Raw genomic sequence first — 16,600 nt, 5'->3', positions numbered from 1 at the left:
ATCACTGATTGATCGTTGCTCCGTACGCCCCTGCCGCCATCGCGGTGGGGGACTGTCCGTTTTCCGGCTTACGAGGCCGTCACTGCCATGACAGATTCCGAAGTAAAAGCACCGAAAATCGAATTCCCTTGCACTGATTATCCGATCAAGATCATCGGCGACACCGGCGTCGGGTTCAAAGACCAGGTCATTGCGATCGTCGCCAAGCACGCAACGATCAATGATGAAAAAGTGGCCGAGCGCCAGAGCAGCAACGGCAAATACACCACCTTGCAGTTGCATATTGTCGCTACAGGCCAGGATCAGCTTTACGACATTAACAGCGATTTGCGCGCTACGGGTAAAGTGCACATGGTGCTTTGATGGGCGGTTGTCTGGGCTTTCGCGATCTTGGATTGATCGACTACGAGCCCACCTGGCAAGCCATGCAGCGGTTCACGGACGGACGTGACCGCGACACGCCCGATGAAGTGTGGCTGGTGCAGCACCCGCCGGTTTTCACCCAGGGACAGTCCGGAAAACCCGAGCATCTGCTGCTTCCGGGTGATATTCCGGTGGTACAGGTCGATCGCGGTGGCCAAGTGACTTATCATGGCCCCGGTCAACTGGTGGCTTATCTGATGCTGGATGTTCGTCGCCTGGGTTATGGCGTGCGCGAGCTGGTCACGCGGATCGAGCGCAGCCTGATCGACCTGCTGGCCAGTTACGGCGTAACGGCGGCAGCCAAACCCGAAGCACCGGGGGTCTACGTCGACGGGGCGAAAATCGCGTCCCTGGGCCTTCGTATCCGTAATGGCTGTTCATTTCATGGACTGGCGCTGAATGTCGACATGGATCTGGACCCGTTTAAACGGATTAATCCCTGCGGGTATGCGGGGCTGGCGATGACCCAGCTGCGCGAACAGGCAGGCCCGATTGAATTTGCCGAGGTTAGTGCCCGGCTGCGTGCGCAGCTCGTCAAACACCTCGACTACGCTGAGCAGACGACCCTAACGGGCGGAATCGATTGATATGACTACTGCGCATGAGACGGCAGATGCCGTGCAAACCCTGATCCCGACAGCGACCGTGGCAACGCCTGAGCGTGCCGCGCGTCCAAAAGTTGAAGCGGGTGTGAAGCTGCGTGGCGCGGAAAAAGTCGCGCGCATCCCGGTAAAGATTATCCCGACGGTGGAATTGCCTAAAAAGCCGGACTGGATCCGTGTCCGTATTCCCGTTTCGCCTGAGGTCGACCGTATCAAGGCGCTGCTGCGCAAGCACAAGCTGCACAGCGTGTGCGAAGAGGCTTCTTGCCCGAACCTGGGTGAGTGCTTCTCCGGGGGGACCGCGACGTTCATGATCATGGGCGACATCTGCACCCGTCGTTGCCCGTTCTGCGACGTGGGCCATGGCCGCCCGAAAGCGCTGGACGTTGACGAGCCGAAGAACCTGGCCGTCGCGATTGCCGACCTGAAACTCAAATACGTGGTGATCACCTCGGTTGACCGCGACGACCTGCGTGACGGCGGCGCTCAGCATTTTGCTGACTGCATCCGCGAGATCCGCGCCCTGTCGCCGAACGTGCAACTGGAAACGCTGGTGCCGGATTACCGTGGCCGTATGGACATCGCACTGGAAATCACCGCTGCAACGCCGCCAGACGTGTTCAACCACAACCTGGAAACCGTGCCGCGCCTGTACAAGGCTGCGCGCCCGGGGTCGGACTATCAGTGGTCGCTGACCCTGCTGCAACGCTTCAAGGAAATGGTCCCTCACGTACCGACCAAATCCGGCTTGATGCTGGGCCTGGGCGAAACCGATGAGGAAGTGATCGAAGTGATGCAGCGCATGCGCGAGCACAACATCGACATGCTGACCCTGGGCCAATACCTGCAGCCTTCGCGCAGCCACCTGCCAGTGCAGCGCTTCGTACACCCGGACACCTTCGCCTGGTTCGCCGAAGAAGGTTACAAGATGGGCTTCAAGAACGTCGCGTCGGGGCCGCTGGTGCGTTCCTCGTACCACGCCGACGAGCAGGCGAAGCTGACCAAGTCGTTGCTGACGGCGGGCTGATCGCTAGCGTTATCGACGCGCAAAAAAGAACGGGCCGGATAGCAATATCCGGCCCGTTTTTGTTTGCACGTCAACAACGCGCTATGAACGCTGACCGTGCTTCGCGTCAGGTCCTCTTGTAGGAGCCGGCTTGCTGGCGAACGCGGTGAGTCAGATACGACACTGCTGAATGACGCACCGCATTCGCCAGCAAGCCGGCTCCTACAGCCGATGTTTAGGGCCTTCTGAGGCTGTCCAGCAGCTCTTGCGTCGGATAGCCATCGGCGGGCCAGCCAAAGGATTGCTGGGCGCTACGGATGGCCTTGCGGGTATTGGCGCCGATGATCCCGTCGGGAGCGCCGGCGTCGTATTGGCGGGCCGAGAGCAGGGTTTGCAGTTCGATGCGCTCGGAACGGCTCAGAGGACGGTCACCGCGTGGCCATTGGCCCATTACGTAGCCGCCACCGGTAAAGCGCTCCGACAACAGTCCGATGCCCAATGCGTAAGAGGATGAGTTGTTGTATTTGAGAATCGCCCGGAAGTTGTCCATGACCAGGAAGGCGGGGCCTTTGTGGCCCGCTGGCAGCAGCAAGGCGGCTTGCTGCTGCAACAGATTGGCCGGTAGTGCCGAGCCGTTGGGGAGCTTCATGCCCAACTGTTGCCATTCAGCGATGGTCTTGCGCGTCGACGCGTCGGCCAGGGCGTAATCGAAACCTTGCGCCAGTTGCACTTCAAAGCCCCACGGTTGGCCTTTCTGCCAGCCCGAGCTTTGCAGGTAGTGCGCGGTGGACGCCAAGGCATCCAGTGGTGAGTTCCAGATGTCGCGGCGGCCGTCACCGTCAAAGTCCACGGCGTGGGTGTTGTAGGTCGTGGGAATGAACTGCGTCTGTCCCATCGCCCCGGCCCATGAGCCCAGCATGCTCGGCGCATCGATGTCGCCGTGCTGAATGATCTGCAAGGCCGCGATCAGTTGATCCTGGGCGAACTGTGGGCGCCGGCCTTCATAGGCCAGCGTTGCCAGTGAACGGATCACCGATTGCGTACCCTGGAACTGACCGAAGCTGCTTTCCATGCCCCACACCGCGATCAGTGCCTGGCGGTCCACGCCGTAGCGTTGCTCGATTGCCGTGAGGGCGTCCGCGTACTGCGCCAGCAACGCCTGGCCTTTGCGTACGCGCACGGCAGACATTGCACTGTCGAGGTATTCCCAGACCGGACGGGTGAATTCCGGTTGGCTGCGATCGGCTTTGACCACGCTCATGTCAGGTGTGACGCCGGCAAAAGCGCGGTCGAACACGTCAGGACGAATACCCGCATTCAACGCTTGCGCGCGAAACATGTTCTGCCACTCGCTGAAGCTCATCGCAGGCAGAATTTCAAAGTTGGCGTCGTCAGGCTGGGCCACGGCAGACGGCGCGGAAGGCGACGCTTTGGCGACATTGAGAGGAGCGGCTTGGAGAGGCGTGGCGACGGCAGCGGTAGGTTGTTCCGCGCAGGCGACCAGTACGGAGAGGCTGGAGGCGGCGATCAGTTGGCGAACAGGCCAACGACGGGGAAAGCTAAAGGGCATTCTGGGGTCCACAGGTATAAACCGTAAGGTGCAGACCTTAACATGCTGACCAGGCTGGCGGGGTGCCAGTCAGTAACCTGAAGTGTTTTCAGGCCGCCATAACGGAAGAAGCCTCCCAGTTTTTCGACTGGAAGGCTTCGCGGCGGTAGCTGCCTTTGCCCTTGGCGGGTTGTTCCTGACGGCTGCGGAACAGGGGCTGGGCGATGATGGATTTGGCCTTGTTCGGCCGTTTCTTTGGCTTGCTCATGGCAGGTCTCTCTCGGTGGGGGGATGAAGCGGCGGTGATGATCGGACAGATGGGCGCGAAGGTCTAATTGATCTGCGCTATGGGTTAGATGTGCTCCCTGTAGGAGCGTGGCTTGTCCCGCGATCGGCGGGGAACCCGTCGCAAGATCAGGCAAATGCAGCTTGGCTGACACACCGCGCCGTTCGAATTGGCGACGACTGCGTCGCCGATCGCGGGACAAGCCACGCTCCTACAAAGGGGGTGGTGTGAATCATTCCGATGGCAACGCCAACCGCTGTCCCGCCATTTGCAGAGACAATCGGCTCAAGCTGTTCCACACCGAGCCTTGCGCCTGGCCCTTGATCTGCGCGTCGATGTGCTGCGCGTCCATCAGCAGTTGAGCCCAGCGACGCGCGGAATGCCGTTGCAGCGCCTTGCTCATCAGCGGCTTGCGCTTGTCCCAGATGGGCGGCCGTGCCTGGCTGAATGCCTTGTCCAGAGGCACGCCCTGGCTGTATTGCAAGGCCAGGTTGGCGAGCACGCGCAGCTCACGAGACAGCGCCCAGAGAATCACCGGAGGCTCAACGCCTTCGCCGCGCAGACCTTCGAGCATCCGCAGTGCATGGGCGGCTTCACCATTGAGAATGGCATCGGTCAGCCCGAACACGTCGAAGCGCGCGCTGTCTGCAACGGCGGCCTGCACGGTTTCGACGGTGATCTGACCCTGCTCGGCCATCAGCTTGAGCTTCTCGATTTCCTGCGCCGCTGCCAGCAGGTTGCCTTCTACCCGGGCGGCGATCAGTTCGACGGCGTCGGGACTGGCTGCCAGGCCTGCTTGCGAAAGCCGTTGGCGGATCCACTGGGGTAACTGGCTCGCATCCACCGGCCAGATCTGCACGAACTGGGTTTGCGCGCCTTCGACCAGCGCCTTGCCCCATTTGGTTTTCTGTGCCGCACCGTCGAGTTTGGGCAGGCTGATCAGCAGCAGCGTGTCTTCGGCAGGGCGGTTGCAGTATTCCAGAAGTGCCGCGGCACCTTTATCGCCGGGTTTGCCAGACGGCAGGCGCAGTTCCAGTAGGCGACGTTCGGCGAACAGCGACATGCTCGCGCCCGCCTGCAGCAACGTGCCCCAGTCGAAGTTCGAATCGGCGCTGAAGACCTGGCGCTCATCGAAGCCCTGCTGTCTGGCCGCAGCACGAATGGCGTCGCAGGCCTCCTGGCATTGCAGCGGATCATCGCCGCTGACGATGTACACAGGCGACAACGTACCCTGGAGGTGTTTGGGGAGTTGGGCGGGGGCGAGTTTCATGGGTCAGAAGAGGTTGGGACCGGCGAACCGGCCCCAGCGCCATCACTTGGTCGGGATTTCGACGGGAGACTGTTGCGGTGTCTCGTCGCGAATCCGTTGAGCTGCGGCTTCCGCATCGGCTTGCGCACGGGCAGCGGCGTCCGCCTTGGCTTGCAGTTCGTCCAGGCGCTCAGGTGTCAGCTGCTGCAGACGGGCGATCATTTTCTGCACCAGGTCGTTGCGCATTTCCTTGCGGACTTGATCGGCTTCCTGGTCCGACCCGATCAGGTTGTTGCCGTCGTGAACGAACGTTTTGGTCGATTGCACGTTGTCATCCAGCAGCACAACGCCTTTGCTGCCCTGGATTTCGTATTTCAGCACGGTGGTCAGCTCGTATTCAGCCGAGCGACCAGAGCCTGCGTAGCTGGCGGCGCGTTGAGTTTCGTCTTCGCGGGCCAGGAACAGCTTGTACTGCGCGCCGGTGTAGACGTGCACACCGCTGTTGGTCAGGGTCCGACGCAGTTGAGTCACGACCTCGCCATAGGCATCACGTGCGCTGACGTCCAGTTCCTTGATCGACAAGGCGTTGGTGCCGGTGCCACGCAGCTGGAAACCGCAGGCGCTCAGCAAGACAGCGAGGCCCATTACCAGCAGATTGCGTTTGATCATCTTGTTGCTCCCCTTGAATCCGTTTGAGCCCGAAGTGCGGGTCCTGGAAGTATGTCTGGCGCCCGGCGAACCGGGCGCGCGATCCCATCAGCTAGCGACGATATTCACCAGTTTGCCGGGCACCACGATCACTTTGCGGATCGTCAGGCCGTCGATGAAGCGCAGGACGTTTTCATTGGTCCGTGCCGCTGCTTCGACGTCTTCCCGGCTGGCGCTGGCCGGCATTTCGATCTGGCCGCGCAGCTTGCCGTTGACCTGAACAACCAGTGTCAGGCTGTCCTGAACCAGTGCGCTGTCATCCTGAACGGGCCAGGGCGCATCGATCACCGCATCGGAATGGCCCAGTCGGGTCCACAGTTCATGGCTGATGTGCGGCGTGATAGGCGCCAGCAGCAAGGTCACGGTTTCCAGACCTTCGTGAACCAGCGCGCGATCCTGTTCGGTGGCTTGCGCGGCTTTTTCCAGCACGTTCATCAGCGTCATGACCTGAGCGATGGCGGTGTTGAATTTGTGGTTCTGCCCGACGTCGTGGCTGGCCTGCTTGATAGCCAGGTGAATCGAGCGGCGAACGGCTTTCTGTTCTTCATTCAGGTTGGCGATGTCGAGCTTGCCCGGCAAGCCTTGCGTCACGTGCGCTTGCGCCAGACGCCAGACACGCTTGAGGAACCGATGTGAGCCTTCGACGCCCGAGTCGGACCATTCCGCGCTCATGTCGGGAGGAGAAGCGAACATCATGAACAGGCGGCAGGTGTCTGCGCCGAACTGGTCAATCATCGACTGTGGGTCGACGCCGTTGTTCTTCGATTTGGCCATCTTCTCAGTGCCGCCGATCTCGACCGGCAGGCCGTCTGCAATCAGTCTGGCGCTGATGACCTTGGCCTTGCTGTCGCGCTCGAGCTCGACTTCCGCCGGGTTGAACCAGGTGTAGGCACCGTTGGCTTCGCGACGATAGTAGGTTTCGGCGATCACCATGCCTTGGGTCAGCAGGTTTTTGAACGGCTCGTTGGAGCTCACCAGGCCTTCGTCACGCATCAGCTTGTGGAAGAAGCGGGCGTAGAGCAGGTGCAGGATCGCGTGTTCGATGCCACCGATGTACTGATCCACCGGCAGCCAGTGGTCGGCTGCGGATTTCTCGACCAGGCCGCCTTCGAAGTGCGGCGACGCATAGCGTGCGTAGTACCACGAGGACTCGACGAACGTGTCCATGGTGTCGGTTTCGCGTTTGGCGGGCTTCCCGCATTTCGGGCAGTTGCACTCGTAAAATTCGGGCATGCGCGCCAGAGGCGAACCTGCGCCGTCCGGCACCACGTCTTCCGGAAGGACGACGGGCAGTTGATCTTCCGGCACAGGCACGTCGCCACAGGCGTCGCAGTGGATGATCGGAATCGGGCAGCCCCAGTAGCGCTGGCGGCTGATACCCCAGTCACGCAGGCGGAACTGGGTGCGCGACTTGCCGAGTTCTTTCTTGATCAGTGCCGCTTCGATGGCATCGAATGCGCCCGCGAAGTCCAGGCCGTCGAACTCACCGGAGTTGATCAGTTGACCGTGCTCACCGTAAGCGTCCTGCCATGGCGCGGGGGATGTGTCGCCCGCGCTGGTGCGGACCACCGGCTTGATCGGCAGGTTGTACTTGGTGGCAAATTCGAAATCGCGCTCGTCGTGCGCCGGTACGGCCATGACAGCGCCGTCGCCGTAGTGCATCAGCACATAGTTGGCGACCCACACCGGCAATTTTTCGCCAGTCAGCGGGTGCTCGACGAATAGGGAGGTTGGCAGGCCTTTCTTTTCCTGGGTGGCGACGTCGGCTTCGGCGACGCTGCCGCTTTTGCATTCGTTGATGAACGCTTGCAGCTCAGGATCGTTTTGCGCGGCCAGTGTCGCGAGCGGGTGCTCGGCTGCGACGGCGACATAGGTGGCGCCCATCAAGGTATCAGGACGGGTGGTAAAGACTTTCAGCGCACCGGCTTCTCCGATGGAGTCATGGTCGTACGGGAACTGCACTTCCATGCCACGGGATTTGCCGATCCAGTTGCGTTGCATCGTCTTGACCTGCTCAGGCCAGCCCGGCAGCTCGTCCAGACTCTCCAGCAGTTCATCGGCGTAGGCCGTGATCTTGAAGTAGTACATCGGAATTTCGCGTTTTTCGATCACCGCGCCCGAACGCCAGCCGCGCCCGTCGATCACTTGCTCGTTCGCCAGCACGGTCTGGTCGACCGGGTCCCAGTTCACGGTGCCGTTCTTGCGGTAGATCACGCCCTTTTCGAACAGGCGAGTGAACAGCCATTGTTCCCAGCGATAGTAATCGGGCTTGCAGGTGGTGACTTCGCGCGACCAGTCAACCGCCAGACCCAGGCTGCGCAGCTGAGTCTTCATGTAGGCGATGTTTTCGTAGGTCCACTTGGCCGGCGCCACGTTGTTCTTCATGGCGGCGTTTTCCGCCGGCATCCCGAAGGCGTCCCAGCCCATCGGTTGCAGGACGTTCTTGCCGAGCATGCGCTGATAGCGGGAGATAACGTCGCCGATGGTGTAGTTACGCACGTGACCCATGTGCAGCTTGCCGCTTGGGTAAGGGAACATCGACAGGCAGTAGTAGGTTTCCTTGCCTGGCTGTTCACTGACTTCAAAGGACTTTTGCTCGTCCCAGAACGACTGAGCGGCGGCTTCGATTTCGCGGGGCTGATAGAGTTCGTGCATGGCTACTTTTGGCTAGAAATGGGTGACCCTTGACCGCTTCGCTGCGTTCCCTGGGCGGACCCATTCGCTTGCCTGGCTGAGCCTTTGGCGGTGCGACGGGTTCGGGGCCGGGTCAGCCGAAGTGGAATTACAGGAAAGCGCCGTAGCATACATGAGGCCGAAGGATCGAGGGAAACCAAGATTGTCGTAGATCGCCGCATAAGCCCCGGGAGCCGCCGTTGGTCGCGGCATCGCGCCGGTTTTTGCAGTGCCGCTAAGCTCAGTGACGAGGGTATGTGTTTATCTTCAGTGAGGTGAACGGATGGCAGAGCTGCGGCACCAAGTAAAGAAACCTGATCTGTATGACCGTTTGATTGATCGTCTGGGGCTTGCCCTGGACATGGCGAAAACATCAGTCCGGCTTCGCAATGAATGCCCCGTTGAACTGGAGTTGCGTGGATTGAGCCAAGCCGAATTCCAGTTCATCGAGGCGTATCTGGATGCTTGTCCAGAAAAGAAGGACGTCGTTGTAAAAGAGGATTCACTGACCACAACGAAGGGGAGTTCCACCACTTCACGGGAGCCTTCGGAGCCGATGCGCGCCCCGCACCCTTCAGCCAATGTCATCTGGCTGAAGGACCAGCGTCGCGCCAATGTGTCGGCAAAGTTGCGTCGTTACAGTTCCACCAAACATTTCAAGCGTTAACCTTCACGGGCAATGACCCCGTCTGATTAAGCATTGTTGCTTAGCGTCAATCCTTTTAGGCTTCGGGCATCTTCTGGAGATGCCCGATGCCTTTTCGCTACGTGATCAAAAACCTGCTGTTGCCACCCGGCATCTTCCTGCTTCTTCTGGGGCTTGCCTGGTGGCTGAGAAGTCGCAGGCCGCGTCTGGCGCGTCTGCTGTTTGCGATCGGGTTTGTCGGAATGTTGGCCATGAGCCTGCCCATCGTGGTGCAGTGGTCGGCGCGCGGCCTCGAAAGCATCCCGCCGTTGCCGCAGGATCAATGGGCCGATCTGGCCCGGCGCGCGGACGCCATTGTGGTGCTCGGGTCCGGGCGAGAGCGAAGGGACCCGACGTGGGGCAGCGATATCCCGACTGGCGTGGCGCTGGAGCGAATGCGCTTTGCAGCCAGGCTTTCAAAGGCCTCCGGTCTGCCGATTCTGACGACGGGCGGCCTGCATTATGGTGAGCCGCCCAGTGAAGCAGCAATCATGGCCGATTCGTTGCGCGACGACTTCGGCGTGAATGTTCGCTGGCAGGAAGCCGAGAGCCGCACCACATGGGAAAACGCCAACATGACCGCCGCGATCCTGCTGCCGCAGGGGATCAAACGTGTGGTGGTGGTGACCCAGGCCTGGCACATGCCGCGTTCGGTGTGGAGTTTCGAAAAGGCGGGATTCAGCGTGGTCCCGGCGCCAGTGGGATTTTTGAGCGTGGACAACGCGCGGCCGTTTGGCGGCTGGGTGCCTGAGTCGAAGGCGGTCTGGCAGAACGGGCAATTGTTGAACGAAGTGGCGGGATTGATCGGGTATCGGTTGTTTTACCGGTAATACGGCTTCTCTCCAGTCTGTAGGAGCGCGCTTGCCCGCGATGAATATTTCCGGCTACATCGTTGTGTCGGATTTACCGACGCATCGCGGGCAAGCGCGCTCCTGCAACGTCTCGCGCTAACGGCTAAACGGTTTTTGCAATCCGGCTCGCCACCAGCGCCCAACCGATCAACAGCACCGAGAGCGTGATCAGCGGCCACGAACGCCAATGCAGGTAAGGCGTCAGGTTCTGCATCGGCGTGACTTCGCCGTACATCACGGCTTGCTGGAATTGCGGCACGGTGGTGGTGATCTTGCCGAACGGGTCGATCAGCGCGCTGACGCCGTTGTTGGTCGCCCTGATCATCCAGCGGCCAGCCTCCAGCGCACGCATTTGCGCCATCTGCAGGTGCTGCAGTGGGCCAATGGAGGTGCCGAACCACGTGTCGTTACTCACCGTCAGCAGCAAGTCGCTCTGGGCGGAAAGACCGGCTGCGAACTCCGGATACACCACCTCATAGCAAATGAAAGGCGCAATCTCATAACCCTTGGCCTGCAGCAGTGGCTGCTCGGCCGGTCCGCGAGCGAAGTCCGACATGGGCAGGTTGAAGAACGTGATCAGCCCACGCAGGAGATCCTGCAAGGGCACGTACTCGCCGAACGGGACCAGCTTCTGTTTCAGGTAAGTACCGTCGCCTTCGCCGACCACGGTAATCGCGTTGTAGTAGCGATATTCGCCATGGCCGCCTTTCTGGCGCAACGGCACGCCCGTGATCAAGGCCGAGTCGCGTTCTGCCGCAAACTTCCCCATCACCGACAGGTAGCCTTCAACTTGCTCCTTGAGAACGGGCACTGCCGTTTCCGGCCAGATGATCAGATCGGCTTTTCGGGCGCTGAACGTCATGTCTCGATAGAGCGCGAGTTGGGCATTCAGGGCCGCCGGGTCCCACTTCATGCTTTGCTCGACGTTGCCCTGCATGGCGGCGACTTTCAGTGGATCGCCGGACGGCTCGGTCCAGGCGTGATGCTTGAGTGCCACACCGATCACCCAGGGTGCCAGTAATAAAGCAACGGCGGCGGCCAGAAAGCTTCGACGTGCGCGCAGGCGATGCAGGTTGCACAGCAGTGCCGCGGTCAGTGCCAGGCTGAAGGAGATCAGCCACATTCCGCCGAGCGGGGCGAGGCCTTTCAGCGGTCCATCGAGCTGGCTGTAACCGGAATAAAGCCAGGGGAAGCCGGTCAGAAACCAGCCACGAAACATTTCCTGACCAAACCACAGTGCAGCGAACGCCAGAGCATCGGCCAGCGGCGCTTCGTTGCGACGGATCCAGCGCGCCCACAGCCAGGCGGGGAGGGCGAAGAAGAACGCGACGGAGGCGCAGAACAGCACCATGAGGAAAACGGCAAGCCAGACCGGTGCTTCGCCGTATGTGTGGATGCTGACGTAGATCCAGCTGGTGCCGCCGCCGAACAGGCCGAAACCGTAACACCAGCCTCGCCACAGGGCCTGGCGAGGTTTGAGGTCACGCAGCCCGAGATAAAAAACCACCAGCGCAACGATCGCCAGTGGCCAGATATCGAACGGCGCCAACGCCAGGGTGATCAGCGCGCCGGCCACCATGGCCAGCAGGTTACCGGGCCAGCCGGGGCGGGTGATCCAGCGCATTTACATTCCTTATTAGGGATAAGACCTTACGAGCGGGAGATCGGGCTCAGTCGCAGCAAGTGAATACGGCGGCTGTCGGCATTCAGAATGCGGAAACGATACGCGCCGATTTCGGTGATTTCATTACGCTTGGGCAGGTGCCCGAACGCATTCATCACCAGACCGCCGACCGTGTCGAATTCGTCATCGGAGAATTCGCTGTCGAAGAACTCGTTGAAGCTTTCGATTGGCGTGAGCGCCTTGACCAGGAAGTCGCCGCTGGGCAGCGGTTTGATGTAGCTGTCTTCCTCGACGTCGTGTTCGTCTTCGATATCGCCGACGATCTGCTCCAGCACGTCTTCGATCGTCACCAGGCCCGCCACGCCGCCGTATTCGTCGATGACGATGGCCATGTGGTTGTGGTTGGCGCGGAACTCACGCAGCAGCACGTTCAATCGCTTGGATTCCGGCACGAACGTCGCCGGACGCAGCAAATTCTTCACGTCGCCAGCGCCGCCGTTGTCCTTGAGGATCAAGGGCAGCAGGTCTTTGGCGAGCAGCACGCCCAGCACGTCGTCGTGGCTTTCCCCGATCACCGGGTAGCGCGAGTGCGCCGAATCGATCACCGCCGGCAGGAATTCACGAGGGCTCTGGCTGGCCTTGATGCTGATCATCTGGGAGCGAGGCACCATAATGTCGCGCACCTGCAGGTCTGCGACCTGAATGGCACCTTCGACAATGGCCAGCGCCTCGCTGTCCAGCAGTTTGTTTTGATGGGCTTCGCGCAGCAGCTCAAGCAGCTCCTGGCGGTTTTTCGGCTCATGGGCAAATGCCTGGGTCAGTTTGCCCAACCATGACTTTTGCCCGTTGCTCGATCGGTCTTCGCTCATAGCCCTTACTCGTGGTCCTTGCCTGGTGTTTCTGTATGGGGGGTGTCGACGTTTTCATCGTCGGCGTAGGGATCCGGATAGCCCAACTCTGCAAGCAACTCTCGTTCCAGTGCTTCCATCTCTTCGGCTTCGTCATCGTCGATGTGATCGTAGCCCAACAAATGCAGACAGCCGTGAATCACCAGGTGCGCCCAGTGTGCATCCAGCGCCTTGCCCTGTTCGGCGGCTTCGCGGGCGACGACAGGGACGCAGATCACCAGATCGCCCAGTAACGGGATATCCAGGAGCTCATCGGGTACATCGGCCGGGAACGACAGCACGTTGGTGGCGTAGTCTTTGTGACGCCAGGTGTGATTCAGGTCGCGGCCTTCGGCCTCGTCGACCAGCCGAATGGTCATCTCTGAATCAGCCGAGCGTTGGCGCAGGCCCATTTCACACCAGAGGCGGAATTGGGCTTCGCTCGGCGCACTGGCTTGACTGGCGACCTGCAGATCCAGCTCAAGCATCGCGGCGGTTGTCCCGTGAGCCATTCTGGTCGCTGCGCTCTTCAAACCGTTCGTACGCCTCGACGATGCGTTGCACCAGCGGGTGGCGCACGACGTCCTTGGGTTTGAAGTGAGTGAAGCTGATGCCAGGAACGTCCTTGAGCACTTCGATGACATGGGTCAGACCCGACTTCGTGCCTTTGGGCAGGTCGATCTGGGTGATGTCACCGGTGATCACCGCCGTTGAGCCGAAGCCGATACGGGTCAGGAACATCTTCATCTGCTCGACCGTGGTGTTCTGACTTTCGTCGAGAATGATGAAGCTGTTATTGAGCGTCCGGCCACGCATGTAGGCCAGCGGCGCGACTTCGATGACCTGTTTCTCGATCAGCTTGGCCACGTATTCGAAGCCCAGCATCTCGTACAGCGCGTCGTAGAGCGGTCGCAGGTAAGGGTCGATCTTCTGCGCCAGATCGCCGGGCAGGAAGCCAAGCTTTTCGCCCGCTTCGACTGCCGGACGCACCAGCAGGATGCGCCGGATCTGCTCTCGCTCCAGCGCGTCGACAGCGGCCGCCACGGCAAGGTAGGTCTTGCCGGTACCGGCTGGCCCGATGCCGAAGTTGATGTCGTTGGCGAGGATTTCCTTCACGTACCGCTGCTGATTCAGGCCACGAGGGCGAATCATGCCTTTTTTGGTACGCAGGGCTACGCCGACTTCGGCGGCAGGGTGATTGTCCAGCTCTTCAACGCCGGATTCCTGGAGAAACAGATGCACCATGTCTGGCGACAGCTCGGTACTTTTGGTTTCCCGGTACAGCCGACGCAGCAGGTTTTCTGCCGAAGTGGTTTGTTTTCGTTCGCCGATCATCTCGAACTGGCCTCCGCGATTGCGGATCTCGATGTCCAGGCGCTGTTCGATCAGGCGCAAGTGCTCGTCGAATTGCCCGCACAGATTGGCGAAGCGGTGTGCCTCGATAGGTTCGAGGCTGAAACGATGTGGTTCGATAGGTGCGTTCAAAGTGGTTTTTAGCCGCCCGACGGCAATGAAGGTGAAAGGAAGGATAACCCCTGTGGGCAGTGTCCGAAAGGGCTCACTTACTAATGGTTGGATTGGCGTTGCGATACAACCTGTAGGAGCGTGGCTTGTCCCGCGATCTGGCGCGCAGCGGCAGCAACCTCAGCTACCTCTGAATGCCAGATGTAACCGGGTATCCGGGTTTGCTGCCGGTTTCCGGCAGATTGCGGGACAAGGTATAGCGCCTTCCCGGCGTCGCCTATTGGCGTAGTGCGTCGCTTTTGTAGCTTTTCGGCGTTACTGCAACAACGACCCGCGCAGCGAGTGCGGCTGCGCGCTGTCGATGTACACGTCGGCAAACTGGCCGATCAGCTTCGGGTTGTCGCAACGGAAGTTGACGATGCGGTTGTTCTCGGTACGGCCTTGCAACTCGCCCGGGTCTTTTTTTGAGTAATCGGTCACCAGAATGCGCTGCACGGTGCCCGCCATCTTGCGGCTGATTTCGAAGCCCTGACGGTTGATCAGGTCCTGCAGCTGTTTCAGTCGTGCCTTCTTCACGTCTTCCGGAGTGTCATCGGCGAGGTCCGCTGCGGGCGTGCCAGGGCGAGCGCTGTAAACGAAGGAAAACGAGAAGTCCATGCCGACATCCTCGACCAGCTTCATGGTTTGCTGGTGATCTTTCTCGGTTTCGCCGGGGAAGCCGACGATGAAGTCCGAGCTGATGCAGATGTCGGGTACTGCGGCGCGCAGTTTGCGCAGGCGCGATTTGTATTCGAGCACCGTGTGGTTACGCTTCATCGCCGCCAGAATGCGGTCCGACCCTGATTGCACCGGCAAATGCAGGTGTTTCACCAGTTCGGGCACTTCGGCGTGGGCCTGAATCAGGCTGTCCGAGAACTCCAGCGGGTGCGAGGTGGTGTAGCGAATGCGGTCGATGCCATCGATGGCCGCCACCACGCGGATCAGCTCAGCCAGGTCCGCAACGCGTCCGTCGTGGGTCGTGCCGCGATAACCATTGACGTTCTGGCCCAGCAGCGTCACTTCGCGCACGCCGTTTTCCGCCAGATGGAAAACCTCGGTGATGACGTCATCGAACGGGCGGCTGACCTCTTCGCCGCGGGTGTAGGGCACCACGCAGAACGTGCAGTATTTGCTGCAGCCTTCCATGACCGAAACATAAGCGCTCGGGCCATCGACGCGGGGTTCGGGCAGATGGTCGAATTTCTCGATTTCCGGAAATGACACGTCGACTTGCGGCAGGCGGGTCACGCGCGCCGCGTCGATCATGTCCGGCAGGCGGTGCAGGGTCTGCGGGCCGAAGACCACGTCCACGTAAGGCGCGCGATCACGAATCGCCGCGCCTTCCTGACTGGCCACGCAACCACCGACGGCGATCACCATGTCCGGGTTCGCCAGTTTCAGTTCGCGCCAGCGGCCAAGCTGGGAGTAGACACGGTCCTGCGCCCGCTCGCGGATGGAGCAGGTGTTGAGCAGGATGACGTCGGCATCTTCCGCGCGAGCGGTGACTTCCAGTGCTTGATGTTCGCCCAGCAGGTCGACCATGCGCGAGCTGTCGTACTCGTTCATCTGGCAACCGTGGGTTTCGATGTAAAGCTTCTTGGCCATGCGGGTTCATCAGGTGATTCAAAGAACCGCGCATTATAGTGACCAAGGCCTCGGGTTCCTAGCGTCGTCTACCGAGCGGCATGCTATAGTTCGCGCCCTTTTTCAAACCCCGATCATTGCCTGCCTGTTATGACCAAACGCGAAGCTCCAATCTACAAGGTGATTTTTCTCAACCAGGGTCAGGTGTACGAGATGTACGCCAAGCAGATCTATCAAAGTGATCTGTGGGGCTTTCTGGAGGTCGAGGAGTTCGTCTTTGGTGAGCGCACGACGGTGGTGGTGGACCCCAGCGAAGAGAAGTTGAAGGCGCAGTTCGACGGTGTGGTACGCAGTTTCGTGCCGATGCATTCGATTGTGCGTATCGATGAGGTTGAGCGGATGGGGACGGCGAAGATCAGCGAGGCGCGTCAGACCGGGAATGTGATGCCGTTTCCGATGCCGATGCCTGATAAGTAGGTTTTTTGGTTTTTGGTGTTGGCTGCTGGATGGTGTGAATATCCGTTGCTGCGGTAACGGCGGATTATGGTTCCGCTCTTACAGCGGGTCACTTTTGGCAAAAGCGCCCGGAATGCCGGCCCAGCCAAAAGTGACCAAAAACGCTTTGCTCCCGGCTTGGCCCTCCTGCGTCGGGTACCCGCACTCCGACGACGCTCCGTGGGCCCGCGCTGAACGGACATCCATGTCCTGGCAGCGCTCTCGCGGCATCCATGCCGCTCGGCCCACTGCGCGTCGTCTGCGTTTGGCCTGCACCCAAGTCGCGTTTTGTGGTGTCTGGACTGTCGCGTACAATAGCAATGCTGGCTGGAGCTAACGCTCCTCGCATTCTTTGATGCGTGCATCAATCCTTCGCACACCACCTTGTAGGAGCGTGGCTTGCCCCGCGATCTGCCGCGCAGCGGTAGCAAAATCAGACGACTCGATCTCCCTGTCACCCCGCATGCGCAGATCC

At 60.4% G+C, this 16,600-nt stretch carries 16 protein-coding genes; 6 read left to right on the top strand and 10 right to left on the bottom strand.

The annotated features are described in order from the left end of the window. Positions 1 to 87 precede the first annotated feature (87 nt). Genes BMY73_RS23175 through lipA form a run of 3 tightly spaced genes read left to right on the top strand, consistent with a single transcriptional unit; the run spans position 88 to position 2,052 of the window. Positions 88 to 363 (top strand): DUF493 domain-containing protein, encoded by a 276-nt coding sequence (locus BMY73_RS23175; protein WP_092410047.1) that lies wholly within the window; start codon positions 88 to 90, stop codon positions 361 to 363. Next, on the top strand, positions 363 to 1,010 hold the full coding sequence (gene lipB, locus BMY73_RS23170; RefSeq protein ID WP_092410045.1) for a lipoyl(octanoyl) transferase LipB: 648 nt from the start codon (positions 363 to 365) through the stop codon (positions 1,008 to 1,010). The genes BMY73_RS23175 and lipB overlap by 1 nt, the downstream gene beginning before the upstream one ends. Before the next feature lies 1 nt (position 1,011). Continuing rightward, on the top strand, positions 1,012 to 2,052 hold the full coding sequence (gene lipA / locus BMY73_RS23165) for a lipoyl synthase (protein ID WP_062384893.1): 1,041 nt from the start codon (positions 1,012 to 1,014) through the stop codon (positions 2,050 to 2,052). A 214-nt stretch (positions 2,053 to 2,266) separates the two neighbouring features. On the opposite strand, the gene BMY73_RS23160 is transcribed toward lipA, so the two are convergent. From BMY73_RS23160 to leuS, 5 genes are all read right to left on the bottom strand, one after another. Beyond that, positions 2,267 to 3,601, bottom strand: a complete 1,335-nt coding sequence (locus tag BMY73_RS23160) for a lytic murein transglycosylase (protein WP_092410043.1) — start codon at positions 3,599 to 3,601, stop codon at positions 2,267 to 2,269. Between the two features lie 88 nt (positions 3,602 to 3,689). Beyond that, the gene (gene arfA, locus BMY73_RS23155) at positions 3,690 to 3,848 is read right to left on the bottom strand and encodes an alternative ribosome rescue factor ArfA (protein ID WP_062384898.1); all 159 of its coding nucleotides are present in this window, start codon (positions 3,846 to 3,848) and stop codon (positions 3,690 to 3,692) included. Positions 3,849 to 4,098: 250 nt separating this feature from the next. Then, positions 4,099 to 5,136 carry a DNA polymerase III subunit delta gene (gene holA, locus BMY73_RS23150; protein ID WP_092410041.1) on the bottom strand — a complete coding sequence of 346 codons (1,038 nt, stop codon included), beginning with the start codon at positions 5,134 to 5,136 and terminating at the stop codon, positions 4,099 to 4,101. A gap of 42 nt (positions 5,137 to 5,178) precedes the next feature. Beyond that, positions 5,179 to 5,784, bottom strand: coding sequence for an LPS-assembly lipoprotein LptE (lptE, locus tag BMY73_RS23145; protein WP_062384904.1), 606 nt, complete (start codon positions 5,782 to 5,784; stop codon positions 5,179 to 5,181). Positions 5,785 to 5,871: 87 nt separating this feature from the next. Continuing rightward, positions 5,872 to 8,478: a leucine--tRNA ligase gene (leuS, locus tag BMY73_RS23140; protein WP_092410039.1), complete on the bottom strand. Its 2,607-nt coding sequence runs from the start codon at positions 8,476 to 8,478 to the stop codon at positions 5,872 to 5,874. A gap of 301 nt (positions 8,479 to 8,779) precedes the next feature. Here leuS and BMY73_RS23135 point away from each other — a divergent pair, with 301 nt between their 5' ends. Together BMY73_RS23135 and BMY73_RS23130 are read left to right on the top strand one after the other, a co-directional pair. Then, entirely contained in the window at positions 8,780 to 9,163 is a 384-nt protein-coding gene (locus tag BMY73_RS23135) for a hypothetical protein (RefSeq protein ID WP_062384908.1), read from the top strand. An 86-nt stretch (positions 9,164 to 9,249) separates the two neighbouring features. Continuing rightward, positions 9,250 to 10,011 carry a YdcF family protein gene (locus BMY73_RS23130; RefSeq protein WP_092410037.1) on the top strand — a complete coding sequence of 254 codons (762 nt, stop codon included), beginning with the start codon at positions 9,250 to 9,252 and terminating at the stop codon, positions 10,009 to 10,011. Between the two features lie 124 nt (positions 10,012 to 10,135). On the opposite strand, the gene lnt is transcribed toward BMY73_RS23130, so the two are convergent. From lnt to miaB, 5 genes are all read right to left on the bottom strand, one after another. After that, positions 10,136 to 11,656 (bottom strand): apolipoprotein N-acyltransferase, encoded by a 1,521-nt coding sequence (lnt, locus tag BMY73_RS23125; protein WP_092410035.1) that lies wholly within the window; start codon positions 11,654 to 11,656, stop codon positions 10,136 to 10,138. Positions 11,657 to 11,682: 26 nt separating this feature from the next. Further along, positions 11,683 to 12,525, bottom strand: a complete 843-nt coding sequence (locus BMY73_RS23120; RefSeq protein ID WP_074757034.1) for an HlyC/CorC family transporter — start codon at positions 12,523 to 12,525, stop codon at positions 11,683 to 11,685. 5 nt (positions 12,526 to 12,530) lie between these two features. Continuing rightward, positions 12,531 to 13,031 carry an rRNA maturation RNase YbeY gene (gene ybeY, locus BMY73_RS23115; protein WP_092410033.1) on the bottom strand — a complete coding sequence of 167 codons (501 nt, stop codon included), beginning with the start codon at positions 13,029 to 13,031 and terminating at the stop codon, positions 12,531 to 12,533. Beyond that, positions 13,024 to 14,028, bottom strand: a complete 1,005-nt coding sequence (locus BMY73_RS23110; RefSeq protein ID WP_092410031.1) for a PhoH family protein — start codon at positions 14,026 to 14,028, stop codon at positions 13,024 to 13,026. Before BMY73_RS23110 ends, ybeY begins: the two co-directional genes overlap by 8 nt. A gap of 294 nt (positions 14,029 to 14,322) precedes the next feature. Further along, entirely contained in the window at positions 14,323 to 15,651 is a 1,329-nt protein-coding gene (miaB, locus tag BMY73_RS23105) for a tRNA (N6-isopentenyl adenosine(37)-C2)-methylthiotransferase MiaB (protein ID WP_062384924.1), read from the bottom strand. Positions 15,652 to 15,780: 129 nt separating this feature from the next. On the opposite strand from miaB, the gene BMY73_RS23100 reads away from it, so the two are divergent. Beyond that, on the top strand, positions 15,781 to 16,107 hold the full coding sequence (locus BMY73_RS23100; protein ID WP_062384926.1) for a DUF1820 family protein: 327 nt from the start codon (positions 15,781 to 15,783) through the stop codon (positions 16,105 to 16,107). Positions 16,108 to 16,600 lie beyond the last annotated feature (493 nt).

Origin of the sequence: Pseudomonas sp. NFACC02 (genome assembly GCF_900110765.1) — a bacterium.
Classification (GTDB): Bacteria; Pseudomonadota; Gammaproteobacteria; order Pseudomonadales; family Pseudomonadaceae; genus Aquipseudomonas.
Note: the sequence above shows the minus strand (reverse complement) of the source record. Positions and strands in the feature narration are given on the sequence as shown.

Coding starts and splice junctions, on each gene's coding strand:
- ybeY (WP_092410033.1), bottom strand. CDS start 13,031: ATGCTTGAGCTGGATCTGCAGGTCGCCAGTCAAGCCAGTGCGCCGAGC.
- arfA (WP_062384898.1), bottom strand. CDS start 3,848: ATGAGCAAGCCAAAGAAACGGCCGAACAAGGCCAAATCCATCATCGCC.
- BMY73_RS23175 (WP_092410047.1), top strand. CDS start 88: ATGACAGATTCCGAAGTAAAAGCACCGAAAATCGAATTCCCTTGCACT.
- lipA (WP_062384893.1), top strand. CDS start 1,012: ATGACTACTGCGCATGAGACGGCAGATGCCGTGCAAACCCTGATCCCG.
- leuS (WP_092410039.1), bottom strand. CDS start 8,478: ATGCACGAACTCTATCAGCCCCGCGAAATCGAAGCCGCCGCTCAGTCG.
- lipB (WP_092410045.1), top strand. CDS start 363: ATGGGCGGTTGTCTGGGCTTTCGCGATCTTGGATTGATCGACTACGAG.
- BMY73_RS23135 (WP_062384908.1), top strand. CDS start 8,780: ATGGCAGAGCTGCGGCACCAAGTAAAGAAACCTGATCTGTATGACCGT.
- miaB (WP_062384924.1), bottom strand. CDS start 15,651: ATGGCCAAGAAGCTTTACATCGAAACCCACGGTTGCCAGATGAACGAG.
- BMY73_RS23130 (WP_092410037.1), top strand. CDS start 9,250: ATGCCTTTTCGCTACGTGATCAAAAACCTGCTGTTGCCACCCGGCATC.
- holA (WP_092410041.1), bottom strand. CDS start 5,136: ATGAAACTCGCCCCCGCCCAACTCCCCAAACACCTCCAGGGTACGTTG.
- BMY73_RS23120 (WP_074757034.1), bottom strand. CDS start 12,525: ATGAGCGAAGACCGATCGAGCAACGGGCAAAAGTCATGGTTGGGCAAA.
- lnt (WP_092410035.1), bottom strand. CDS start 11,656: ATGCGCTGGATCACCCGCCCCGGCTGGCCCGGTAACCTGCTGGCCATG.
- lptE (WP_062384904.1), bottom strand. CDS start 5,784: ATGATCAAACGCAATCTGCTGGTAATGGGCCTCGCTGTCTTGCTGAGC.
- BMY73_RS23160 (WP_092410043.1), bottom strand. CDS start 3,601: ATGCCCTTTAGCTTTCCCCGTCGTTGGCCTGTTCGCCAACTGATCGCC.
- BMY73_RS23100 (WP_062384926.1), top strand. CDS start 15,781: ATGACCAAACGCGAAGCTCCAATCTACAAGGTGATTTTTCTCAACCAG.